Annotated in this window: 25 protein-coding genes; 2 read left to right on the forward strand and 23 right to left on the reverse strand. The window is 46.1% G+C overall.

What is annotated here, in order from left to right; translation table 11 throughout:
* Positions 1-73 precede the first annotated feature (73 nt).
* From glmU to R7R24_RS19280, 23 genes are all read right to left on the reverse strand, one after another.
* Entirely contained in the window at positions 74-1,435 is a 1,362-nt protein-coding gene (glmU, locus tag R7R24_RS19170; RefSeq protein WP_047102566.1) for a bifunctional UDP-N-acetylglucosamine diphosphorylase/glucosamine-1-phosphate N-acetyltransferase GlmU, read from the reverse strand.
* 149 nt (positions 1,436-1,584) lie between these two features.
* Positions 1,585-2,007 carry a F0F1 ATP synthase subunit epsilon gene (locus R7R24_RS19175; RefSeq protein ID WP_005378937.1) on the reverse strand — a complete coding sequence of 141 codons (423 nt, stop codon included), beginning with the start codon at positions 2,005-2,007 and terminating at the stop codon, positions 1,585-1,587.
* Between the two features lie 18 nt (positions 2,008-2,025).
* Positions 2,026-3,429: a F0F1 ATP synthase subunit beta gene (atpD, locus tag R7R24_RS19180; protein WP_005383849.1), complete on the reverse strand. Its 1,404-nt coding sequence runs from the start codon at positions 3,427-3,429 to the stop codon at positions 2,026-2,028.
* Positions 3,430-3,464: 35 nt separating this feature from the next.
* On the reverse strand, positions 3,465-4,331 hold the full coding sequence (gene atpG / locus R7R24_RS19185) for a F0F1 ATP synthase subunit gamma (RefSeq protein WP_005378932.1): 867 nt from the start codon (positions 4,329-4,331) through the stop codon (positions 3,465-3,467).
* Between the two features lie 44 nt (positions 4,332-4,375).
* The gene (gene atpA, locus R7R24_RS19190) at positions 4,376-5,917 is read right to left on the reverse strand and encodes a F0F1 ATP synthase subunit alpha (RefSeq protein ID WP_005378931.1); all 1,542 of its coding nucleotides are present in this window, start codon (positions 5,915-5,917) and stop codon (positions 4,376-4,378) included.
* 13 nt (positions 5,918-5,930) lie between these two features.
* On the reverse strand, positions 5,931-6,464 hold the full coding sequence (gene atpH, locus R7R24_RS19195; RefSeq protein ID WP_017635596.1) for a F0F1 ATP synthase subunit delta: 534 nt from the start codon (positions 6,462-6,464) through the stop codon (positions 5,931-5,933).
* Positions 6,465-6,478: 14 nt separating this feature from the next.
* Positions 6,479-6,949 (reverse strand): F0F1 ATP synthase subunit B, encoded by a 471-nt coding sequence (gene atpF, locus R7R24_RS19200; RefSeq protein ID WP_005378929.1) that lies wholly within the window; start codon positions 6,947-6,949, stop codon positions 6,479-6,481.
* A gap of 74 nt (positions 6,950-7,023) precedes the next feature.
* Positions 7,024-7,278 (reverse strand): F0F1 ATP synthase subunit C, encoded by a 255-nt coding sequence (gene atpE / locus R7R24_RS19205; RefSeq protein WP_002540812.1) that lies wholly within the window; start codon positions 7,276-7,278, stop codon positions 7,024-7,026.
* A gap of 57 nt (positions 7,279-7,335) precedes the next feature.
* Positions 7,336-8,148: a F0F1 ATP synthase subunit A gene (gene atpB / locus R7R24_RS19210; protein ID WP_005378922.1), complete on the reverse strand. Its 813-nt coding sequence runs from the start codon at positions 8,146-8,148 to the stop codon at positions 7,336-7,338.
* An 8-nt stretch (positions 8,149-8,156) separates the two neighbouring features.
* On the reverse strand, positions 8,157-8,546 hold the full coding sequence (locus tag R7R24_RS19215) for a F0F1 ATP synthase subunit I (RefSeq protein WP_005378921.1): 390 nt from the start codon (positions 8,544-8,546) through the stop codon (positions 8,157-8,159).
* Between the two features lie 189 nt (positions 8,547-8,735).
* Positions 8,736-9,617: a ParB/RepB/Spo0J family partition protein gene (locus R7R24_RS19220; protein ID WP_005383840.1), complete on the reverse strand. Its 882-nt coding sequence runs from the start codon at positions 9,615-9,617 to the stop codon at positions 8,736-8,738.
* 24 nt (positions 9,618-9,641) lie between these two features.
* Positions 9,642-10,415: a ParA family protein gene (locus tag R7R24_RS19225; RefSeq protein WP_005383838.1), complete on the reverse strand. Its 774-nt coding sequence runs from the start codon at positions 10,413-10,415 to the stop codon at positions 9,642-9,644.
* A 10-nt stretch (positions 10,416-10,425) separates the two neighbouring features.
* Positions 10,426-11,061, reverse strand: coding sequence for a 16S rRNA (guanine(527)-N(7))-methyltransferase RsmG (gene rsmG, locus R7R24_RS19230; RefSeq protein WP_054579441.1), 636 nt, complete (start codon positions 11,059-11,061; stop codon positions 10,426-10,428).
* The gene (mnmG, locus tag R7R24_RS19235) at positions 11,061-12,956 is read right to left on the reverse strand and encodes a tRNA uridine-5-carboxymethylaminomethyl(34) synthesis enzyme MnmG (RefSeq protein ID WP_005378901.1); all 1,896 of its coding nucleotides are present in this window, start codon (positions 12,954-12,956) and stop codon (positions 11,061-11,063) included. Before mnmG ends, rsmG begins: the two co-directional genes overlap by 1 nt.
* 477 nt (positions 12,957-13,433) lie before the next feature.
* A complete protein-coding gene (mioC, locus tag R7R24_RS19240; protein WP_005378900.1) occupies positions 13,434-13,868 on the reverse strand; it encodes an FMN-binding protein MioC in 435 nt (144 codons plus the stop codon).
* Positions 13,869-13,968: 100 nt separating this feature from the next.
* Entirely contained in the window at positions 13,969-15,330 is a 1,362-nt protein-coding gene (gene mnmE / locus R7R24_RS19245; protein WP_005383836.1) for a tRNA uridine-5-carboxymethylaminomethyl(34) synthesis GTPase MnmE, read from the reverse strand.
* Between the two features lie 130 nt (positions 15,331-15,460).
* Entirely contained in the window at positions 15,461-17,083 is a 1,623-nt protein-coding gene (yidC, locus tag R7R24_RS19250) for a membrane protein insertase YidC (RefSeq protein ID WP_005383834.1), read from the reverse strand.
* 2 nt (positions 17,084-17,085) lie between these two features.
* The gene (gene yidD, locus R7R24_RS19255; protein ID WP_005378822.1) at positions 17,086-17,343 is read right to left on the reverse strand and encodes a membrane protein insertion efficiency factor YidD; all 258 of its coding nucleotides are present in this window, start codon (positions 17,341-17,343) and stop codon (positions 17,086-17,088) included.
* Complete coding sequence (gene rnpA / locus R7R24_RS19260; RefSeq protein ID WP_005394102.1) at positions 17,310-17,633, reverse strand: ribonuclease P protein component; 324 nt, start codon at positions 17,631-17,633, stop codon at positions 17,310-17,312. Before rnpA ends, yidD begins: the two co-directional genes overlap by 34 nt.
* 46 nt (positions 17,634-17,679) lie before the next feature.
* On the reverse strand, positions 17,680-17,814 hold the full coding sequence (gene rpmH, locus R7R24_RS19265) for a 50S ribosomal protein L34 (RefSeq protein ID WP_005378825.1): 135 nt from the start codon (positions 17,812-17,814) through the stop codon (positions 17,680-17,682).
* Positions 17,815-18,056: 242 nt separating this feature from the next.
* On the reverse strand, positions 18,057-18,794 hold the full coding sequence (locus R7R24_RS19270) for an amino acid ABC transporter ATP-binding protein (RefSeq protein ID WP_054730019.1): 738 nt from the start codon (positions 18,792-18,794) through the stop codon (positions 18,057-18,059).
* Positions 18,791-19,462: an amino acid ABC transporter permease gene (locus tag R7R24_RS19275; RefSeq protein ID WP_005378829.1), complete on the reverse strand. Its 672-nt coding sequence runs from the start codon at positions 19,460-19,462 to the stop codon at positions 18,791-18,793. Before R7R24_RS19275 ends, R7R24_RS19270 begins: the two co-directional genes overlap by 4 nt.
* Before the next feature lie 114 nt (positions 19,463-19,576).
* Positions 19,577-20,323 (reverse strand): amino acid ABC transporter substrate-binding protein, encoded by a 747-nt coding sequence (locus R7R24_RS19280; protein ID WP_005378831.1) that lies wholly within the window; start codon positions 20,321-20,323, stop codon positions 19,577-19,579.
* A gap of 412 nt (positions 20,324-20,735) precedes the next feature.
* Between R7R24_RS19280 and dnaA the strand changes: the two genes are divergently transcribed.
* Complete coding sequence (gene dnaA, locus R7R24_RS19285) at positions 20,736-22,142, forward strand: chromosomal replication initiator protein DnaA (RefSeq protein WP_005378835.1); 1,407 nt, start codon at positions 20,736-20,738, stop codon at positions 22,140-22,142.
* A 63-nt stretch (positions 22,143-22,205) separates the two neighbouring features.
* Entirely contained in the window at positions 22,206-23,306 is a 1,101-nt protein-coding gene (gene dnaN / locus R7R24_RS19290; RefSeq protein ID WP_005378837.1) for a DNA polymerase III subunit beta, read from the forward strand.
* The last annotated feature ends 3 nt before the right edge of the window (positions 23,307-23,309 follow it).

Genomic DNA, 23,309 nt, shown 5'->3' on the forward strand with positions numbered 1-23,309 from the left:
GCCTGAGCTAGAAACAACAAAGCCGCTCTTGTTGAGCGGCTTTGACAATATAGCGACAGAGTGCAGGTAATGCTTATTTCTGTTTTACGGGACGCTGCCAGCCAGTAATTTTGCGCTCTTTGACGCGAGTAATTACTAACTCACCTTCTTCAACATCTTTTGTTAGTGTCGTGCCTGCACCGATGGTTGCGCCATCAGCGATAGTGACAGGCGCCACCAGCTGGCTATCAGAACCAACAAATACATCATTACCGATGATGGTTTTAAACTTGTTCGCACCATCGTAGTTACAAGTGATAGTACCTGCGCCGATGTTAGTACGTTGACCGATCTCTGCATCACCTAAGTAAGTTAGGTGGTTCGCTTTTGAACCTTCTCCGATGCGCGCATTTTTCACTTCAACGAAGTTACCCACATGGGAATCGTTACGCATTTCAGCACCAGGACGAAGGCGAGTAAATGGACCAACCGTACATTCTTCACCAACCGTTGCACCTTCAATCACACTGTAAGGGCGAACGATGGTGTTGTCGTCGATTTCACAATCTTTCAGTACACAACCCGCACCGATAACCACGTTATCACCCAGTGAAACTTTACCTTCGACGATAACATTCACGTCGATTTCACAGTCCATACCGCACTGTAACTCACCACGCAAATCAAAGCGTGCTGGATCGCGTAGCATGACACCTTGCTCTAGTAGCTTCTGAGCTTGCATTGACTGGAAAGCACGCTCTAGACGAGCAAGCTGTGCGCGGTCATTGACCCCTTCCACCTCAATGGCATTGACTGGGTGTACTGCCTCAACGGCACGACCTTCATCGTGTGCAGCTGCAATAACGTCAGTTAGGTAGTATTCGCCTTGTGCGTTGTTGTTGTTTAAGCCAGACAACCAACGCTTAAGATCCCCACCAGTCGCAACCATCACGCCAGTATTGATCTCTTTAATTTGTTTTTGTTCTTCTGTTGCATCTTTTTGCTCAACGATCGCCACAACAGGACCATTCTTACGGATAATACGACCGTAGCCTGTCGGGTTATCTAGAATCACTGTTAGTAGTGCAATACCGCCTGTTGGCTGTGCATCTAATAGGTTTTCAATCGTTTCAGCTGAAATCAGTGGAACATCACCGTAAAGCACCAGTACTTTTTCATCGTCTTCAAACTTCGGAGACGCTTGATCAACCGCATGACCTGTCCCTAACTGCTCCGCTTGAAGCACCCAATTTACAGGCTCTTCTGCAAGAGTGGTTTGCATTTGATCACCACCGTGGCCAAAGACCAAGTGGATATTTTGTGCACCTAGACCTGTACATGTATCAATCACATGTTTTGCCATTGGCTTACCTGCCAAAGTGTGTAGCACCTTAGGCATGTTCGAATGCATACGGGTACCTTTACCCGCTGCAAGAATCACAGCACTGAATTTCATTGATAACCTATTGACGTTTTATGTTAATTGGCCGTTATTTTAAACAGCTCTTTTAAAATAGTTAATGGAGTAAGGTAAATTTCCAACTAAAATTAATCAAAAAGGCGACCAATTGGCCGCCTTTTTTCATGCAACGTTGCTAATTGAGCTTAGCGACGTTTTTTTGTCAGCTCGATAACTCGTAGCTGAGCAATGGCTTTAGCCAGTTCACTGGCCGCTTGTGCGAAGTCCATGTCACCATGCTGATTCTGGATTTGCTCCTCAGCGCGGCGTTTGGCTTCTTCTGCCTTCGCTGCGTCTAGCTCTTCACCACGGATAGCTGTATCAGCTAGTACAGTCGCTGTACCAGGCTGAATCTCTACCATACCACCAGAAACATAAATAATTTCTTCGTGGCCGTGCTGTTTCACAATACGCACCATACCAGGCTTGATAGCGGTCAGCAGCGGTGTGTGACCATGGAAAATACCAAGTTCACCTTCGCTACCGGTCACCTGAAACGTTTCAACACGACCAGAGAAGATTTTCTTCTCAGCGCTTACTACGTCTAGGTGAAAGGTTATTGCTGCCATATCGCCTCCTAGTTAGCCTTATAGCTTCTTCGCATTCTCAATAGCATCGTCGATGCTACCGCAGTACATAAATGCCTGCTCAGGAATGTCGTCGTATTCACCAGCTAGTAGACCTTTAAAGCCACGTAGAGTCTCTTTTAGAGGTACGTAAATACCAGGGTCACCTGTAAATACTTCTGCTACGTGGTAAGGCTGAGTTAGGAAACGCTCAATCTTACGTGCACGAGATACAACTTGCTTATCTTCTTCAGATAGCTCGTCCATACCTAGGATAGCAATGATATCTTTCAGCTCTTTGTAGCGCTGAAGAGTCTGCTGAACACCACGAGCAACTTCGTAGTGATCTTGACCAACTACTAGTGGATCAAGCATACGAGATGTTGAATCTAGCGGGTCGATCGCAGGGTATAGACCCATTGCAGCGATGTTACGGTTAAGTACAACCGTTGCATCCAAGTGCGCGAACGTTGTTGCTGGAGACGGGTCAGTCAAGTCATCCGCTGGTACGTATACCGCCTGTACAGACGTGATAGAACCTGATTTCGTTGACGTGATACGCTCCTGAAGTACACCCATCTCTTCTGCAAGAGTTGGCTGGTAACCTACCGCAGAAGGCATACGACCTAGTAGTGCTGATACCTCTGTACCTGCAAGTGTGTAACGGTAGATGTTATCAATGAACAGTAGTACGTCACGACCTTCGTCACGGAAACGCTCTGCCATTGTTAGACCAGTCAGTGCAACACGTAGACGGTTACCTGGTGGCTCGTTCATCTGACCGTAAACCATCGCTACTTTTGATTCTTCAGGCTTCTCAACGTTTACAACGCCCGCTTCCTGCATCTCGTAGTAGAAATCGTTACCTTCACGAGTACGCTCACCAACACCAGCAAATACTGATAGACCTGAGTGCTGTAGTGCGATGTTGTTGATAAGTTCCATCATGTTAACGGTCTTACCTACACCTGCACCACCGAATAGACCGATTTTACCACCCTTAGCGAATGGACAAATTAGGTCGATTACTTTAACGCCCGTTTCTAGAAGTGCAATTTCGTTTGATTGCTCTTCGTAGCTTGGTGCACTACGGTGGATAGAGTAAACCTCTTCCGCACCCACTTCACCACGCTCGTCAATCGCGTCACCTAGGACGTTCATGATACGACCTAGAGTTTTAGTACCTACTGGTACTGAAATTGGAGCGCCAGTGTTAACCACTTCAACTCCACGACGTAAACCATCAGAGCTACCCATTACGATACAACGAACTACGCCACCGCCTAGCTGTTGTTGAACTTCAAGAACTAGACGCTCTTTTGAGTCCGTTACGTTTAGAGCGTCATATACACTAGGTACATTGCTCTGTGGGAACTCTACGTCGACTACCGCACCGATGATCTGTACGATCTTACCTGTAGCCATCGTTAATCCTCTAAACTATTTCGTTTTACCTAAGCTTAAACCGCAGCTGCACCACCAACGATTTCTGATAGTTCTTGTGTAATCGCAGCCTGACGGGCTTTGTTGTACACAAGTTCCAAATCGTCAATCAAACTGGTTGCGTTATCCGTTGCAGCCTTCATCGCAATCATTCGAGCCGCTTGCTCACAAGCAAGGTTCTCAACCACACCTTGGTATACCTGAGACTCTACGTAACGCACTAATAGCGTATCCAGTAGAGGTTTTGGTTCAGGCTCATAGATGTAGTCCCATGAATGCTCACGCTGCATCTCTTCGCTGTCCGATTTAGGCAAAGGTAGCAATTGATCGATCGTTGGTTGCTGAACCATAGTATTAACAAACTTGTTGAATACTACATATAGACGGTCCAGTTCACCTTCATCGTATTTCTTCAGCATTACGCCAACAGAGCCGATTAGGTCTTGTAGGCTTGGATTATCTCCAAGACCAGAAACCTGTGCCGCAACTTTTGCGCCACCATGTTTAAAGAAAGCTGTTGCTTTTGAGCCAACAACGGCTAGCTCAATCTCAGCACCTTTCTCTCTCCATGCTTGCATGTCTGTAACGGCTTTTTTGAACACGTTAATGTTCAAACCACCACACAGACCACGGTCTGTCGAAACGATGATGTAACCAACACGTTTAGCTTCACGCTCTTCTAGGTACGGATGACGGTACTCTAGGTTTGCGTTAGCCACATGACCGATCACTTTACGCATTGTTTCAGCGTATGGACGAGAAGCTTCCATTGCATCTTGAGAACGACGCATTTTTGAAGCTGCTACCATTTCCATCGCTTTCGTAATTTTCTGAGTGCTTTTAACACTACCGATTTTATTACGTATCTCTTTTGCGCCGGCCATCGTTACTCTCCGTTAGTTGGTGGCAGAAACTGCCACCGACCTAATTACCAAGTTTGGGTTGCTTTGAAGTCGTCAGTCAGTTTCTTCAACTGAGCTTCGATTTCATCGTTGTAAGCGCCAGACTTGTCGATCTCAGCTGCTAGTTCAGCGTATTGACCGCGAGCGTACGATAGTAGAGCCGCCTCGAAATCTAGAACTTTGTTAAGTTCTACATCATCAAGGTAACCGCGCTCTGCCGCGAAGATAGTTAGAGCTTGGTCAAATACAGACATTGGAGCGTACTGCTTCTGCTTCATTAGTTCTGTAACTTTTTGACCATGGTCTAGCTGTTTCTTCGTTGCGTCATCAAGGTCAGAAGAGAACTGAGCAAATGCCGCTAGTTCACGGTATGCAGCTAGTGCTGTACGGATACCACCTGATAGTTTCTTGATGATTTTCGTCTGAGCTGAACCACCTACACGAGATACTGAGATACCAGGGTCAACAGCAGGACGAACACCAGCGTTGAATAGCTCAGTTTGTAGGAAGATCTGACCATCGGTAATCGAGATTACGTTAGTCGGTACGAATGCTGAAACGTCACCTGCTTGAGTTTCGATGATAGGAAGAGCAGTCAAAGAACCAGTCTTACCTTTCACTTCACCGTTAGTGAAACGCTCTACGTACTCTTCGTTTACACGAGCTGCACGCTCTAGTAGACGCGAGTGTAAGTAGAATACGTCACCTGGGAATGCCTCACGGCCTGGTGGACGTTTAAGTAGTAGAGAGATCTGACGGTAAGCTACCGCTTGCTTAGATAGATCATCGTAAACAATCAGTGCGTCTTCACCGCGATCGCGGAAGTATTCACCCATCGCACAACCTGCGTAAGGCGCTAGGTATTGAAGCGCTGCAGATTCAGAAGCTGATGCAACTACAACGATAGTATTTTGTAGTGCGCCGTGCTCTTCTAGTTTGCGAACAACGTTAGCGATAGTCGATGCTTTCTGACCGATTGCTACGTAGATAGAGAAAATACCAGAGTCTTTCTGGTTGATGATCGCGTCGATCGCCAGTGCTGTTTTACCAATCTGACGGTCACCGATGATAAGCTCACGCTGACCACGACCGATTGGGATCATTGAGTCAACTGACTTATAACCAGTTTGCACAGGTTGGTCTACCGATTTACGGTCGATTACACCTGGTGCGATCACTTCTACAGGCGAAGTCATTTTCGCTTCGATTGGACCTTTACCATCGATAGGCTCACCCAGCGTATTTACTACGCGGCCTAGTAGTTCTGGACCAACTGGCACTTCAAGAATGCGGCCAGTACCTGTAACTTTCATGCCTTCCTTAAGGTCAGCATATGGGCCCATTACAACCGCACCAACCGAGTCACGCTCAAGGTTAAGTGCCAGTGCATAACGGCCACCCGGTAATTCAATCATTTCACCTTGCATCACGTCCGCTAGGCCGTGGATGCGGATGATACCATCGCTTACCGATACGATAGTACCCTCGTTGCGAGCTTCACTAACAACTTCGAAAGATTCGATACGTTGTTTGATCAGATCGCTAATTTCCGTGGAATTAAGTTGCATGCTCCAATCCCCATTAAGACTGCAATGCATCGCTCAGGCGGTTCAAACGACCACGCGCTGAGTCATCGATGACTAGGTCTCCGGCTCGAATAATAACCCCACCAAGTAGGGTCTCATCTACACTGCAATTCAGCTTCACTTTGCGTTCAAGACGCTTTTCAAGTTTGCTGCCAATGTTTGCAAGTTGTTCATCAGAAAGCTCTGTTGCTGAAATTACTTCAACATCAATTTCTTTCTCATGTTCTTTTTTCAGAGTAAAAAACTCCGTGCAAACATCAGGAAGGGCCGCTAAACGACCATTCTCAGCCATTACCTTCAAAAGGTTTTGACCGTGCGCATCAACTTGTTCGCCGCAAACTGCAACAAAAATTTCTGCCATTTTGTCAGCAGAAACCGAACCCGTTAGTAGTTCGTTCATTTGTTCGTTTTTGGCCACTTCAGCAGCAAAAGATAACATTTGGCCCCATTGGTCCAACTGGTCTTTCTCTAAAGCAAAGTCGAAGGCTGCTTTAGCATAGGGGCGTGCGATAGTAGTCAAATCAGACATATGCGCCCCCAGACTTAAAGTTTTGCAGTAATGTTGTCGAGAATATCTTTTTGCGCATCTTTATCGATAGAACGCTCAAGGATTTTCTCAGCACCAGCTACAGCCAGAGTAGCAACTTGTTTGCGCAGCTCATCGCGTGCACGATTGCGTTCAGCTTCAAGTTCTGCTTCTGCTTGCGCTAGGATTTTCTGGCGTTCTGCCTGAGCTTCCTCGCGAGCTTCATCAAGAATTTGAGACTTACGCTTGTTCGCTTGTTCGATGATCTCAGTTGCTGTGCGCTTCGCTTCTTTCAATTGATCAGAAGCGTTGGCTTGTGCTAGATCCAAGTCTTTCGCAGCACGTTCTGCTGCTTGAAGACCATCAGCAATTTTCTTCTGACGCTCTTCGATCGCTTGCATCAATGGTGGCCATACATACTTCATGCAGAACCACACAAATAGTGCGAACGAGATTGCTTGACCTAGCAGAGTTGCGTTTATGTTCACAACAGCTACCCCTCTATTTGGACTTAGTGTTAATCAGTGACAAGCGATAATCGCCCATCCCGAGTTAAAGGTGATTAACCTAGTTGACCAACGAATGGGTTTGCGAAAGTGAATAGTAGCGCGATTACGATACCGATCATTGGAACCGCATCAAGTAGACCCGCGATGATGAACATCTTAACTTGTAGCATAGGAGCCATTTCTGGTTGACGTGCAGCACCTTCTAGGAATTTACCACCTAGCAGTGCGAAACCAATCGCTGTACCAAGAGAAGCAAGACCGACGATAATACCTACGGCGATTGCAGAAAAGCTCAGTAAAGTTTCCATTACTATCTCCAATTTATAGTTGTTGGCTTAGTGCCCAAATAAAAAGCTTTAAAAAAATTAATGATCAGGATCTTCGTGTGCCATTGACAGGTAAACAATTGTCAACATCATGAATACGAAGGCTTGAATCGTAATAACCAAGATATGGAAGATTGCCCACGGTAGTGAACCCATCCATTGTAAGTACCATGGTAGCATTGCCGCACAAAGAATGAATACAACCTCACCCGCGAACATGTTACCGAATAGACGCATACCAAGTGATAGAGGTTTCGCTAATAGCGATACCACTTCAATTAGTAGGTTAAACGGAATCATCAGTGGGTGATTGAATGGATGTAGTGCAAGTTCTTTTGCGAATCCACCTAGACCTTTTACTTTGATGCTGTAGTAAATCATCAATGCAAAAACGCCTAGAGCCATAGCCATGGTGATATTCACATCAGCAGACGGTACAACCTTAAGGTAAGGAATACCTAGCCAATGCTCTGCTGGGTATGGTAAGAAGTCGATAGGAACTAAGTCCATCACGTTCATCAAAAATACCCAACAAAAGATAGTCAGTGCTAAAGGCGCGATCAGTGGGTTGCGTCCATGGAACGTGTCTTTGACGTTATCGGCGACAAATTCAACGATCATTTCTACAGCACACTGAAGCTTACCCGGTACACCCGCTGTTGTTCTCTTTGCTACTTTGTAAAAAATTCCGAGGAAGATTAAACCAGTAAACCAAGAAAAAAACAGGCTATCGATATGTACGTTCCAGAAACTTGTCTCCGACCCTACTAAACCCAACTTGTATAGCGATAGGTTAGAAAGGTGGTGGGCAATGTAACCGGACGATGTTAGCGCTTCACCTGGCGCAGCCATAACTCATCCTATTTTTTGTTGTTAATGAATAGCACTGGTGCACAGATATTAATACCTAGTACCAGCAAATAGGTTAGTTTGAGGGGAACAAGTTCCACCTGCATATACATGTAGGCAACATAGAACAGTGCAACCGTGATGAGAATTTTCAGTACTTCACCCGTATAGAAGGAAGCAGCGATGCGCTTGGCAGCGCGAGCTCCACTAAACATGAAAGCACACAGCGCGAATACTGCATTGGCAACAACAAAAATGCCTCCGCCAATCAGCGCTGAAAATCCCCAGTCAGGATTTATGGCTACCGCCATTCCTGCTGCCACAAAAATAACCGCGCCAGACTGGATCATTAACAATTGCCTTGCGAGCTCTCGTCCTGGTCTAGCTAACGCAGCTACCATGTATTCGTACCTCTAGTAATATCCACTTCGCACTTAACTCTCTGTGCTGGGAAATTGGCGAAAATTATACGTTCAGTTCAACGTAAAGCAATTCGATTGCATCAAAAACTTACAGTTTTGTTTACAAAACGACAACTTTCGCACAAAATTCGATTAATTAGATTAATTGACCTAAATCAATTATCTCATCTAGGCCTCAAGCTTGGCAATTAGTTGGTCCAATTTGTGAGGCTCATCAAGACTTATCGTCAATTTCGCTTTTCCGTTTGCAGAACGGGTAAGAGAAACTTTTGCATCAAGCAGCTGACTCAATTTATGCGACATTTGCTCGGCTTCGGTATCCTCTTGTTGCCCTTTTTGCTCATTTTGTGGGGCTAAGCACTTTTTTACTAACTGTTCGGTTTGGCGAACAGTCATTTGCTTCTTAGCCACTTGTTGAGCTACTTCGACTTGCTGTTCGCCTTCTAACGCTAACAGAGCTCGAGCATGACCCATTTCCAATTTTTTATCTGCAACCAGACCTTTTACATCAACTTCCAACTGATTCAGACGTAATAGGTTACTCACCGTCGTTCTTGATTTACCAATCACATCGGCCACTTGCTGATGTGTCAGCGTGAATTCATCTTGTAGACGCTCAAGCGCTTGGGCTTCCTCAATCACATTCAAGTCTTCACGTTGAATGTTTTCAATCAACGCCATGGCGATGGCGGCACGATCTTCAACTTTTTTCACCAAACACGGCACGCGTTTTAAACCCGCCTGCCTTGCAGCACGCCAGCGGCGCTCACCTGCGATGATCTCAAACTGACCATTTTCGACCTGGCGAACCACGATTGGTTGAATAATGCCTTGTGATTGAATCGAAGCCGCTAGTTCTTCTAGCGCTTCAGGCGCCATATCTTTACGCGGTTGGTATACGCCCGGCTGCAATTGACCAATCGCTAAATCGGTTAACTCACCGTCTGCCGATAATTCTTGGCTATGCGATGCAATATGCTGTTTTTCACGAGCAAACGAACTGGTCGACAATAACGCATCCAGTCCTTTTCCGAGACCACGCTTAGACATGGGATTGAATTCCTTAGGTTAGAGTTAAACTGGGATTTCTTCGCGGCGGAGCATTTCGCCCGCTAGAGCAAGATACGCTTTGGCACCTGCGGAGTACTTATCGTAGTACATTGCAGGCTTACCGTGACTTGGCGCTTCAGCCAAACGAACATTACGTGGAATGACAGTACGGTAAACTTTATTCCCAAAGTGTTTTTTAAGTTGATCGGATACTTCATTCGATAAGCGGTTGCGTGGGTCGTACATGGTACGTAGTAAGCCCTCAATTTTGAGGTTCTCATTGACCACGGCCGCTAACTTGCTGATTGTATCCATAAGAGCAGTTAAACCTTCTAACGCAAAGTATTCACATTGCATCGGCACCAGCACAGAGTCAGCTGCCGCCATCGCATTGATTGTAAGAAGGTTTAGAGAAGGAGGACAATCAATAAAGATGAAATCATAGTTATCGCGAACTGACGACAATGCATTTTTTAGACGCACTTCACGAGCGAAAACTTCCATCAATTTGATTTCTGCCGCGGTCACGTCTCCGTTCGCCGCGATCAAATCATACTTCCCTGTTGTTTGGGTACAAACGACTTGATCGAACGGTGTATCTTCAACCAAAAGATCGTATGCGGTGGCGTCGACCATATACTTATCCACGCCACTGGCCATCGTAGCATTGCCTTGCGGGTCGAGATCGATCACCAAAACCTTGCGCTTTGTTGCCGCCATCGAAGCCGCTAAGTTAATGCACGTTGTTGTTTTGCCGACCCCACCTTTCTGGTTGGCGATTGCTACAATTTTACCCACGATTACCTCGCTAATTTTCCTTGCGCGATAAGATTACTAGATGACGATCACCTTCCAACTCAGGAACAGCCAAAGATATGATCTCTGTCACACTGCACCATTCAGGAAGCTGACCCATTTCATCTTTAGGGTGCTGTCCTTTCAGCGCTAGAAACACCCCGTGCTCTTGTTTCGGCAAATGGTGGCACCATTCCACCATGTCTATCATTGAAGCAAAAGCTCGACTCAAAACGCCATCAAATTTTTCTTCAGGTTGGAATTCTTCGACACGACTTTGAATTGGTGTCACGTTTTTCAGCCCTAATGTGTGCACAACTTGCTTGATAAAACGGATGCGTTTGCCAAGACTGTCGAGCAAAAAGAAGGTTTTCTCAGGGTTCATGATTGCCAAAGGGATGCCCGGTAACCCCGGACCAGTACCAACATCAATGAAGCGCTCACCGGGCAGGTGTGCGCTTACAACGATACTATCAAGAATATGTTTCACTAACATATCAAGCGGATCACGTACCGATGTTAAATTGTACGCTTTGTTCCATTTGTCGAGCAGTTCGACATAACCAACTAACTGCTCTCGTTGCTGTTCTGACACTTCCAAATCGGTTTTCGCGATCAGTGAATCCAGCTTTGTTCGCAATGCGCTCATTATTCTTCCTCACCTTTCTTCAGCAAACCATGCTTTTTCAAGTGAACAAGTAGAATAGAAATTGCAGCAGGCGTAATACCAGAAATGCGTGATGCAATACCGATGCTCTCTGGTTTGGCCTCGCTCAGTTTAGCAACGACTTCGTTTGATAAACCTTTTACATCGCGGTAATCCAAATCAGCAGGTAACTTGGTATTTTCGTGACGCAGTGATTTTTCGATCTCTTCCTGCTGACGCTTGATGTAACCATCGTATTTCACTTGAATTTCAACTTGCTCAGCCGCTTGCTGATCTTCAAGTGCAGGAGCAAACGCTTCAAGTTGCGTCAGTTGCGAATAAGTGATCTCTGGACGACGCAGAAGATCCTCACCACTCGCTTCACGGGCCATTGGGGTTTTCAGCAGCTTGTTCAGCTCATCAACACCCTCTGACTTCGGATTCATCCACGTTGCTTTCAAACGCTGACGCTCCGTTTCCATATTGTTGATTTTCTCGTTAAAGCGAGCCCAACGAACATCATCAATCAAGCCTAGCTCGCGCGCTTTTTCCGTTAAACGTAAATCGGCGTTATCTTCACGAAGTAGCAGGCGGTATTCCGCACGAGAAGTGAACATTCGGTACGGCTCTTTGGTACCCATGGTCGATAAGTCATCAATCAACACGCCCATGTAAGCTTGGTCACGACGTGGGCTCCAGCCTTCTTTGTCTTGGCTAAACAAGCTTGCGTTTAGACCGGCCATCAAGCCTTGCGCTGCGGCTTCTTCGTAGCCAGTCGTACCATTAATCTGGCCAGCAAAGAACAAACCATGGATGAACTTCGTCTCGTACGTTTGCTTCAAATCACGTGGATCGAAGAAATCGTATTCAATCGCATAACCTGGGCGAACGATGTGTGCATTTTCAAACCCTTTCATTGAGCGCACGATTTGTACTTGCACATCAAATGGCAAGCTGGTCGAGATACCATTAGGGTATAACTCGTGCGTGGTTAGGCCTTCTGGCTCAATGAAGATTTGGTGGCTGTTTTTGTCAGCGAAACGCATCACTTTGTCTTCAATAGACGGACAGTAACGCGGACCAATACCTTCAATCACACCTGCGTACATTGGACTGCGATCCAAGTTACTACGGATCACATCGTGAGTTTGTTCATTGGTGTGGGTGATGAAACATGGAATCTGACGCGGATGCTGTTCACGTTTGCCCATGAACGAGAATACAGGCGTTGGGTTATCACCGTGCTGAGCTTCTAGCACTGAAAAATCAACAGTACGAGCATCAATGCGCGGTGGAGTACCTGTTTTTAAACGATCCACACGGAACGGCAGTTCACGCAGTCGATCCGCTAATGCGATCGATGGTGGATCCCCGGCACGACCACCAGACGAGCTTTCCATACCTATGTGGATCTTACCACCAAGGAAGGTACCCACGGTTAGCACAACGGCTTTCGCATGGAAGCGAAGTCCCATTTGAGTTACCACACCAACTGCGCGATCTTGTTCAACAATCAGATCATCAACTGATTGCTGGAACAACGTTAAGTTAGGCGCATTTTCTAATGCATTACGAACGTACGCTTTGTACAGAGCGCGATCGGCTTGAGCTCGAGTTGCTCGTACTGCAGGACCTTTGGAGGCATTTAGTGTACGAAACTGAATACCTGCATGGTCGATGGCTTCAGCCATCAAACCGCCCATAGCATCTACTTCTTTTACTAAGTGACCTTTACCAATACCACCGATCGCCGGATTACAAGACATCTGGCCTAATGTATCGATGTTATGGGTAAGGAGAAGCGTTTTTTGTCCTGTGCGTGCAGATGCGAGCGCGGCTTCCGTTCCTGCGTGTCCGCCACCGACAACAATGACGTCAAAGTTTTCGTGATAAAGCATGAACTGACCTCAGGTATTCAAAGGGATTTAATGGACAGATAAAGGAGCCGTATTTTACCTGCTTTATGCCAGAGAGAAAAACGTTTTCTCGTTTTATCCGTTTTAAGCTTCAAGATAAATATATATAAGATCTATATATATGATCTTTTATTAGATCTACTATTAGGATCGACCGTTTCTGTGGATAACCTAAAAATGATCAACAAGATCATGGATCTTCTTTGGATCATATCTTGTGATCATGATTGGATCAGATCGAGGATTACCTGGGATCAAAAGTGGTGGTTATACACAGGGGGTAAAATTGATCAAAGTTGTTATTGGGATAACTAAAGGAAAATCACTGGATCTTATTGTAGTTATCCACAGTCTGTTTGGTTGGTTTTTGAGCGGTTAAACAAAATAATTTGGTGGGAGTTATTCACATGGGAGAAAACAGAGCCGAATTTCGACTCTGTTGAAGGGAAAGTCGTGAGTTTAAAAACGTTCGATATTCTCTTTTAACCACATCTCTGCGGCGTCTTCTGGCACATCATGGCTCAGTACATCGATTTTAAAGCAATCTGCGAGAGGGGTTGCACCAATATCCTCTAATAAATCATAAGCGTGTTGACCAGCGGCACAGAACGTATCGTAGCTAGAGTCACCAATCGCAATCACCGCAAATTTTACATCAGTCATTTTTGGCGGTGTATTTTGTAATGCTGCGATAAAAGGTTGGATATTATCAGGATACTCACCAGCTCCATGTGTAGAGGTGATCACCAACCACGTACCTTGATTTTCGATATCACTGAGGGAAGGCTGGTTGTGGATCGTTGTTTCAAATCCATTCTCGTTGAGTAGATCACTCAGGTGATCCCCTACGTATTCTGCGCCACCTAACGTGCTGCCTGTAATAATGTGGATCATACTTCTTCCTTATTGAATGCGACGGCTAAAGCTCATGGATGGCTTGCCGTACAAAAAGAAACGCGGTGTGAGTTAAGCTCAGCACCGCGCGTTCGATTATTTACTTCCCGATACAGAATGAAGAGAAGATTCGTCCCAGTAAGTCGTCAGAACTGAACTCACCGGTAATCTCATTGAGGTGTTGTTGGGTGATGCGTAGCTCTTCAGCCAATATTTCACCTGCCATATAGCCTTCAAGCTGCTCCTGGCCTATTTGAAGGTGCTGTGCGGCACGTTCTAATGCATCGAGATGACGACGACGAGCCATAAACCCACCTTCACTGTTGCCAGAGAAGCCCATACACTCCTTGAGATGATCGCGCAGAGCTTCAACCCCTGCACCAGTCTTCGCTGACAAACGGATAAGAGTAGGGTTATTGACGTGGCAGATCCCCATATCTTCACCCGTTTGATCCGCTTTATTACGGATCACAGTTATGCCAATGTTGTCTGGTAGGCGATCCACAAAATCTGGCCAGATATCTTTCGGATCGGTGGCATCGGTTGTCGTGCCATCCACCATGAACAACACGCGGTCTGCTTGGGCTATTTCATCCCACGCGCGTTCGATACCGATTTTCTCTACTTCATCGGAAGCATCACGCAAACCTGCTGTATCAATGATGTGTAGTGGCATGCCATCAATATGGATATGCTCACGCAGTACATCACGCGTGGTTCCTGCGATGTCGGTTACGATTGCAGATTCTTTACCCGATAGCGCGTTCAGTAGGCTTGATTTGCCCGCATTTGGACGACCCGCAATCACGACTTTCATCCCTTCACGCATAATAGCGCCTTGGTTAGCTTCTTTGCGCACCGCATCTAGGTTGTCGATGATGGCTTGTAGGTCACCAGCCACTTTACCGTCGGCCAAAAAGTCGATCTCTTCTTCAGGGAAGTCGATGGCTGCTTCAACATAGATACGCAAATGAATCAGCGACTCAACTAAGGTATTAATGCGGCCTGAAAATGCGCCCTGTAAGGATTGCAGTGCCGATTTTGCTGCTTCTTCAGAACTGGCATCAATGAGGTCTGCGATCGCCTCGGCTTGAGCGAGGTCGAGTTTATCGTTCAGAAATGCGCGTTCAGAGAACTCACCAGGGCGAGCAGCTCGAATACCATCTATACCTAGAATGCGTTTTATCAGCATATCCATCACGACAGGGCCGCCATGGCCTTGCAGCTCAAGTACGTCTTCACCTGTAAATGAGTGTGGGTTAGGGAAGTACAGTGCGATGCCCTGATCAAGCACAGTGCCATCTTCTGACTTAAACGGCAGGTACTCTGCGTAGCGGGGCTTTAGTGTTTTGCCAGTGACTTCTAACGCCACTTGGTTGGCTTTAGGGCCAGAAACTCGAATAATACCGACACCGCCACGACCAGGCGCGGTCGCTTGAGCGACAATCGTATCTGTAGTCATAATTTTGCCTTTTGAGCTGGGCTATAGGGAAGATACCTAGGGAGCCATCACAATTAATTAGCTGAATTGTAATCAGCCAAAAACAAAAAGGCGACCTTTTGGCCGCCTTTCTCAATCATTTCCTAAAAGGTTACTTGCTGTGTAAGCCTTTTTTCTCTAATCCTTTGTAGATCAGAGTTTGCTGGATAAGCGTTACGATGTTCGACACCAACCAGTACAGAACGAGACCTGATGGGAAGAACAAGAAGAAGAAGGTAAACATAACCGGCATAAAGGTCATGATCTTCTGCTGCATTGGATCCGTTACCGTTGTCGGGCTCATCTTCTGGATTAGAAACATAGACGCACCCATCAATAGCGGCAGGATGTAGTAAGGGTCCTGTGCTGAAAGGTCATGAATCCAACCGAAGAATGGAGAGTGACGTAGCTCTACCGATTCCATTAGTGCCCAGTAAAGCGCGATGAAAATAGGCATCTGTAGGATAAGAGGTAAACAGCCACCTAGTGGGTTCACTTTCTCTTTCTTGTACAGTTCCATCATTTCTTGGCTCATGCGCTGACGGTCATCACCGATACGCTCACGCATTGCTTGCAGCTTAGGCTGTAGCATGCGCATTTTCGCCATAGACGTGTATTGCGCTTTTGTTAGTGGGTACATTGCACCACGAACGATGAAGGTCAGACAGATGATTGCCACACCCCAGTTACCAACAAAGCTCTGGATGAATGAAAGCAACATATGAAGAGGCTTCGCAATGAACCATAACCAGCCGTAGTCCACTACTAGGTCTAGGTTAGGTGCCACTTCTGCCATTTCATCTTGCAGTTTTGGACCAACCCAAAGTGTTGCTTCAAACTTAGCCTGATCGCCTGTTGCGATAGTTTTGTTCGGCATACGAACGCCGATGTCGCCTAGGTTGCCAATTACACGAGTGTATAGGTTAGTACCTGGTTCGTTACGTGGGATCCAAGCTGCGGCAAAGTAGTGCTGAATCATTGCTGCCCAACCTTGGCCATCGGCTAGGTTAAGAGACAGGTTGCGATCCTGCATATCATCAAAGCTGTACTTCTTGTAACGCGTATCTTCTGTTGAGTATGCGCCACCACGGTAAGTAGGCATTGTGATGCTACCACCATCGTCCATTAGGTTTTGACGTAGGTGAGCGTACATACCAAATGTTGCGTTGTTGCCTGAGTTGTTCACTACATCGTATTCAACATTAAGCGCGTAGCTGCCGCGTTTAAAGATGTAAGTTTTGGTGTATTCGATGCCGTTTGCAGTGAATGTCATCGGAACGCGAAGTTCATCTTGACCGTCAGCCATTGTGAAGCTGTCTGCACTTACGTTGTAGTGAGGGCGATTTGTGCTGCTCAAGTCGATACCTTGAGGACCCACTAGACCGCTTTGAGCGATAAATTGGTGACCTTGAGCGTCTTTAAGCAGAACAAAGGAATCTGATGAATCTAACTCAGCAGAGTATTCGTTAAGGTTGGCATGTACCACATCGCCACCAACGGTGTCGATCGACAGAGTTAAAACATCAGTCGTTACTGTGATAGTTTTTGCAGAAGCTTGCTGTTGACCAGGAACTGGGTCAAGTTCATCAGCAAAAGATGGTGCAGGTAGAGTGCTGCTTGATTGAGCCTGTTCAACTGCTTGAGGTTCTGGATTCTTTGCAACTTGCCATTGTTGAAACAGCAAAAAAGAAACCAGGGCCAAACCGATGAGCAGGATATTACGTTGAGAATCCATCGTTAGTTATCTCTGTCTTGTTTTTGGACTGGTGGAACGGGGTCATACCCCCCTTCATTCAAAGGGTGGCATTTTAATAGACGTTTGCCTGATAACCAACATCCTTTTACAAAACCGTGAGCTCTCAAAGCTTCTAGCGCGTAAGTGGAACAGGTTGGTGTGAACCGGCAACGAGGACCAATCAAAGGGCTGATAAACCAGCGATACAGATAAACGAGCCCAATGGCTATCCACGTGAAGGGCGAGACAGGCGTTGCCATAGCTTATCAAACAACTTAAAAATTTCCTCATTGCTTAAATCTTGCGCGCTTTTCTTCGCAATCACAACAAAATCTTTGTTTGGAAGCTGATGTTGATTGTTACGAAAGCTTTCACGAGCCAAACGCTTAAATCGGTTACGACCGACAGCCGTTTTGATTTGCTTTTTGGGAACCGCTAAACCTAATCGTGGGTGAGAAAGTTTGTTATTGCGAGCAATGATGGTGAAATGAGGCGAGCCAGCTCGATGAGCTTGCTGGAAGACGTTTTGATAATGCTCGGGAGTTAACAAACGTAACTCCCGATTAAACGCGTACGTGTTCAAAATAAACTAGCGATTATTTTGATAGGCGCGCACGGCCTTTTGCACGACGTGCGTTGATAACTTTACGACCGTTCTTAGTTGCCATGCGAGCACGGAAGCCGTGAGTACGCTTGCGCTTTAGAACTGTAGGTTGAAAAGTGCGTTTCATGATAATTACCTTTACTGATCAGTAGTTTTAGGTTCTTGTTAAACCCGGCGTGGGTATTTGCTTTCTTATATAAAGAAGCTCTTTATATAGAGAAGGACAACCGACGCCTCTCAACAAAGAGGCGGAATTGTAATCACACTCACATAATGTGTCAATGACTCAATGAGTACGAAATTCCGGCCGGGCGATTATACGTAGTGTGAGTAAAATCTCAAGGATCAATCGATCCTGATGCTTGATCGTTACTCTATTCCTACTTGGTTAAGGAATTTTTTCAAACGAGGATCTTGTGGATTATCGAAGATATCCTGTGGAGAACCTTGCTCAACGATATTGCCTTCCGCCATGAAGATCACTCTATCAGCTACTTCTTTCGCGAATTGCATCTCGTGCGTCACCACCAGCATGGTTTGATGCTGATTAGCTAACTTCTTCATTAATGAGAGAACTTCACCGACCCATTCAGGATCCAGCGCAGAAGTTGGTTCGTCAAACAACAGCAGTTCTGGTTGCAGCGCCATCGCTCGGCCGATACCCACACGTTGTTGTTGGCCGCCAGATAATGACGCTGGATAACTATCGCCTTTATCCCCAAGGCCGATGTCATCCAGAATTTGTTGCGCTCGTTTGAGAGCATCGGCTTTTTTCCAACCTCGAACGGTCACTAGACCTTCGGCAATGTTCTGGCGCGCATTCATGTGGGCAAACAGGGCATAGTTTTGGAACACAAAGCCAGTTCGACGACGCAGCGCTAATACTTCGGCTTTAGTGTGTTTTTGAGTATCAACGGAGATGTCATCTATCGTGATACGACCTTCATCTGCTTGTTCTAGAAAGTTCACCGTACGCAGCAAGGTTGATTTACCCGTACCACTTGAGCCGATAATCACGATGATCTCACCTTGCTTAATATCGAGGTCGATGCCTTTCAGCACTTCAGTCTCACCAAAACGTTTGTGAATATTTTCTAGCTTAATCATCGTACGTACGCCTTATTCAGTTTTGCTTCTGCCCAGATTTGTACGCGAGTCAGAATCACCACCACTCCCCAGTAAATAAGAGCAACCGCAAGGAAAGCTTCAAAGAAACGGAAACTTGATGAGGCTTCCATCTGTGCTTTCGCCATGATTTCGGCCACACCAAGCGTGAAAGCGAGAGACGTTGACTTGATCATATCGATGAAATAGTTCATCAATGAAGGCAGTGCGACACGCGTTGCTTGAGGTAAAATCACTCGGCGCATTGCTTGGGATGTCGTCATACCGACCGATAAGCTCGCTTCCATTTGGCTGCGATCAATACCAATAATGGCGGCACGAATACTTTCCGCCATATAAGCGGCAAAGTGCAGCGTTAAGCCGATAACCGCTGCTGAAAAGGCGTCGATACCGACCATCAATGGAAAAATTTGCGGTAAGCCGTAATAGAGCAGGAAAAGCTGAACCAACAGTGGGGTGCCACGGAAGAAGCTGATGTACAGTTGGCTTAATTGATCCAGAACTGGCAGTTTAAATACGCGAATATTGGCTAAAATGACGGATAAAATCAGCGAAAACACCAATCCCCATGTCGCCATTTCCATGGTTGTGCCAAGATATTTCAGCAATATCGGCAGCAGTTCCAACATGTAATTAAAGTCAAATCCCATACGGCTTACCTAAAGGCTAGAGAAAAGAAAAGGTGGAAAACAAGTTCCACCTTTACGTAAGTTTATTTTAGTCCGAGAGTGATACCACTTTGCGGCCTAAAGTACAAAGAGTTCTTATTTCGTGATGTCAGCGCCAAACCACTTCACGGAAATTTTCTCTACTGTACCATCTGCGCGCATCTCAGCCAGTGCTTTGTTTACTTCTTCTTGCAGCTTACGACCTTTCTCGTTGTCAACGAAAGGCCATGCGTTTTGAATGGTCTCAAACGGTTCGCCTGCCAATTCCAGAGGAAGGCCAGTTTTCTTAATCAGCTCTAACGCAGAAAGACGATCCATTACAAACGCGTCTGCACGACCGAGCGCCACGTCATGTTCGATACCTGTGTCGTACGTTTTAATGTTGATCTTGCCGTCTTTGTCGTATTGACGCAGCAGTTGCTCAAAGTTAGAGCCTAGGTTCACCGCAACGGTCTTGCCCGCAAGATCGTCAACACCTTTGATGCTGTCGTTGCCTTTACGCACGGTAATTTGTGCGCCATCTACAACGTAAGGGTCAGCAAATAGGTATTTAGCTTTACGCTCGTCAGTCATGGTGATTTGGTTGGAGATCGTATCGATACGACCAGTTTCTAAAAGACCAAATAAACCAGAGAAGTTGGCTGTTACGTATTCGATTTTGTAATCGTTACGTTTACCGATTTCATCCCACATGTCGACTTCAAAGCCTTGTAGCTTGTCTTGCTTTACAAAAGTAAACGGGAAGTAGCGACCTGACATACCAACTTTGACTTCAGTAGCGGCTTGTACGGTTGCTGCCGACAGTGCAATGGCTGCAACGGCAACCTTAATCCAGTTTTTCATAATACATCTCCATAATTTTATGGTTGGAAATACTACTGTTAGTTAGCTCAATTAAATAAATAACCAAGAGCAATAACCTAGACCTGTGAGTTATTAGATAATAGAAGAAGAATGTTAAATGTGACGAAAATGCGAACTGAACCTAGCGAAATGATCGACAAAATCAACATTGGGAATAAAATAATACACAGACTTATCACCAATCGCTCGATCTTGTGAATTTTGCCCAATTGTGGATCGTTGTGTGGGCAAATTTGGGGCAAGGTGTGTTGATCTCATCAAGTTTGCAGAAATAATTGTGAATAACTTGGATCTTATTCACTGGATCGTCGATCAATCGCTGGCGATCTTGGTTATCAACAGGTAAAATTGCCAGTCTTTTCCGATAATTCAATTACTCAGTGGGGGCACCGTGTCATCTTCGCTTTGGCTGCAATGTTTGCAGCAGCTTCAAGAAGAGCTACCAGCTACAGAATTCAGCATGTGGGTTCGTCCGCTACAAGCGGAGCTCAATGACAATACTCTCACTCTATTCGCGCCAAACCGCTTTGTGTTGGACTGGGTGCGTGATAAGTATCTGAACAATATTACTCGCTTACTGCAGGAATACTGCGGTGGCGATATTCCTAACTTACGCTTTGAAGTGGGGAGCCGACCTGTCTCTGCTCCAAAACCAGCGCCGACACGTACGCCTGCAGATGTGGCTGCCGAGTCATCTGCACCTGCACAATTACAAGCGCGTAAGCCAGTACACAAAACCTGGGATGACGACGCTCAGGCGATTGCGGCTATCAATCACCGCTCAAACATGAACCCAAAACACAAGTTCGACAACTTTGTTGAAGGTAAGTCGAACCAACTGGGTTTGGCTGCGGCGCGTCAGGTATCGGATAATCCTGGAGCTGCTTACAACCCGCTGTTCCTATACGGCGGCACGGGCTTGGGTAAAACGCACTTGTTGCATGCGGTGGGCAACGCGATTGTGGATAACAACCCGAACGCAAAAGTGGTCTACATGCACTCAGAACGTTTTGTGCAAGACATGGTAAAAGCGCTGCAAAACAATGCGATTGAAGAATTCAAACGCTATTACCGCAGCGTGGATGCGCTCCTTATCGATGACATCCAATTCTTTGCTAATAAAGAACGTTCACAAGAAGAATTCTTCCATACCTTCAACGCATTATTGGAAGGTAATCAGCAGATCATTCTAACGTCTGACCGTTATCCTAAAGAAATTAATGGCGTTGAAGATCGTCTTAAATCTCGCTTTGGTTGGGGGCTTACTGTTGCGATCGAGCCGCCTGAGCTTGAAACGCGTGTGGCGATCTTGATGAAAAAAGCCGAAGATCACCAAATCCACCTTGCTGATGAAGTGGCATTCTTCATTGCCAAGCGTCTGCGTTCGAACGTTCGTGAGCTCGAAGGTGCACTGAACCGTGTTATCGCGAACGCGAACTTTACTGGTCGTCCAATTACGATTGATTTTGTTCGTGAAGCGCTGCGCGATCTGCTTGCTCTACAAGAGAAGCTGGTGACGATCGATAACATTCAAAAGACCGTGGCGGAATATTACAAGATTAAAGTAGCGGACTTGCTGTCTAAGCGTCGCTCTCGTTCTGTTGCGCGTCCTCGTCAGCTGGCCATGGCGTTAGCAAAAGAACTAACCAACCATAGCTTGCCTGAAATTGGCGATGCGTTTGGGGGCCGCGATCATACGACCGTACTTCATGCTTGTCGCAAGATTGAGCAGCTGCGTGAAGAGAGCCACGACATTAAAGAAGATTACTCTAACTTGATTCGCACCCTGTCTTCGTAATCGGTTAGAATAACGGTATTCTAAGCAAATCATTTATTGAGCTGACAGCGTAAAGAGCCAAGCATGAAATTTACCATTGAACGTAGTCATTTAATCAAACCGCTACAGCAGGTTTCGGGCGCTTTAGGTGGCCGACCAACTCTGCCAATCCTGGGTAACCTACTTCTTAAAGTAGAAGAGAACGTATTGTCGATGACGGCAACCGATCTTGAAGTAGAGTTAGTAAGCAAAGTGATGCTAGAAGGTGATTTTGAAGCGGGCAGCATTACCGTTCCTTCGCGTAAGTTTCTCGATATCTGCCGTGGTTTACCGGACGATGCGATCATCACATTTGTATTAGAAGGTGATCGCGTACAAGTTCGCTCTGGTCGCAGCCGTTTCTCATTGGCAACGCTTCCTGCGAACGATTTCCCTAATATTGAAGACTGGCAAAGCGAAGTGGAAGTATCACTGAGCCAAGCTGATTTACGTACGCTGATCGACAAAACTCAGTTCTCGATGGCGAATCAAGACGTTCGTTACTACCTCAACGGCATGTTGTTTGAAATTGACGGCACCACGCTACGCAGCGTGGCGACGGACGGCCACCGTATGGCGGTATCGCAAACTCAGCTAGGTGCGGACTTTGCGCAGAAGCAAATCATCGTGCCACGCAAAGGTGTGCAAGAATTAGTAAAGTTGATGGATGCGCCAGAGCAGCCCGTAGTACTTCAGATCGGTAGCTCCAATGTTCGTGCTGAGGTGAATAACTTTACTTTTACCTCTAAGTTGGTTGATGGTCGTTTCCCTGACTACCGCCGTGTATTGCCTCAGAGCACCAATAAGACACTAATAGCAAGTTGTGACGAGTTGCGCCAAGCCTTCTCTCGTGCTGCGATTCTTTCCAACGAAAAATTCCGTGGCGTGCGTGTGAATCTGGCTGATACTGAAATGCGCATAACCGCGAATAACCCAGAACAAGAAGAAGCGGAAGAGATGCTTGATGTAACCTTTGAAGGTGACGCCATCGAAATCGGCTTTAACGTAAGCTATGTGCTTGATGTTCTGAACACGTTGCGTTGTGAAAATGTACGTGTGTCGATGTCGGATGCTAACGCTAGCGCGTTGATTGAAAATGCCGACGATGACAGTGCCATGTACGTGGTGATGCCAATTCGTCTATAAGCC

The organism is Vibrio sp. 704 (assembly GCF_033339295.1).

Coding starts and splice junctions, on each gene's coding strand:
- glmU (WP_047102566.1), bottom strand. CDS start 1,435: ATGAAATTCAGTGCTGTGATTCTTGCAGCGGGTAAAGGTACCCGTATG.
- R7R24_RS19175 (WP_005378937.1), bottom strand. CDS start 2,007: ATGGCAGCAATAACCTTTCACCTAGACGTAGTAAGCGCTGAGAAGAAA.
- atpD (WP_005383849.1), bottom strand. CDS start 3,429: ATGGCTACAGGTAAGATCGTACAGATCATCGGTGCGGTAGTCGACGTA.
- atpG (WP_005378932.1), bottom strand. CDS start 4,331: ATGGCCGGCGCAAAAGAGATACGTAATAAAATCGGTAGTGTTAAAAGC.
- atpA (WP_005378931.1), bottom strand. CDS start 5,917: ATGCAACTTAATTCCACGGAAATTAGCGATCTGATCAAACAACGTATC.
- atpH (WP_017635596.1), bottom strand. CDS start 6,464: ATGTCTGATTTGACTACTATCGCACGCCCCTATGCTAAAGCAGCCTTC.
- atpE (WP_002540812.1), bottom strand. CDS start 7,278: ATGGAAACTTTACTGAGCTTTTCTGCAATCGCCGTAGGTATTATCGTC.
- atpB (WP_005378922.1), bottom strand. CDS start 8,148: ATGGCTGCGCCAGGTGAAGCGCTAACATCGTCCGGTTACATTGCCCAC.
- R7R24_RS19215 (WP_005378921.1), bottom strand. CDS start 8,546: ATGGTAGCTGCGTTAGCTAGACCAGGACGAGAGCTCGCAAGGCAATTG.
- R7R24_RS19220 (WP_005383840.1), bottom strand. CDS start 9,617: ATGTCTAAGCGTGGTCTCGGAAAAGGACTGGATGCGTTATTGTCGACC.
- rsmG (WP_054579441.1), bottom strand. CDS start 11,061: ATGAGCGCATTGCGAACAAAGCTGGATTCACTGATCGCGAAAACCGAT.
- mnmG (WP_005378901.1), bottom strand. CDS start 12,956: ATGCTTTATCACGAAAACTTTGACGTCATTGTTGTCGGTGGCGGACAC.
- mioC (WP_005378900.1), bottom strand. CDS start 13,868: ATGATCCACATTATTACAGGCAGCACGTTAGGTGGCGCAGAATACGTA.
- mnmE (WP_005383836.1), bottom strand. CDS start 15,330: ATGACTACAGATACGATTGTCGCTCAAGCGACCGCGCCTGGTCGTGGC.
- yidC (WP_005383834.1), bottom strand. CDS start 17,083: ATGGATTCTCAACGTAATATCCTGCTCATCGGTTTGGCCCTGGTTTCT.
- yidD (WP_005378822.1), bottom strand. CDS start 17,343: ATGGCAACGCCTGTCTCGCCCTTCACGTGGATAGCCATTGGGCTCGTT.
- rpmH (WP_005378825.1), bottom strand. CDS start 17,814: ATGAAACGCACTTTTCAACCTACAGTTCTAAAGCGCAAGCGTACTCAC.
- R7R24_RS19270 (WP_054730019.1), bottom strand. CDS start 18,794: ATGATTAAGCTAGAAAATATTCACAAACGTTTTGGTGAGACTGAAGTG.
- R7R24_RS19275 (WP_005378829.1), bottom strand. CDS start 19,462: ATGGGATTTGACTTTAATTACATGTTGGAACTGCTGCCGATATTGCTG.
- R7R24_RS19280 (WP_005378831.1), bottom strand. CDS start 20,323: ATGAAAAACTGGATTAAGGTTGCCGTTGCAGCCATTGCACTGTCGGCA.
- dnaN (WP_005378837.1), top strand. CDS start 22,206: ATGAAATTTACCATTGAACGTAGTCATTTAATCAAACCGCTACAGCAG.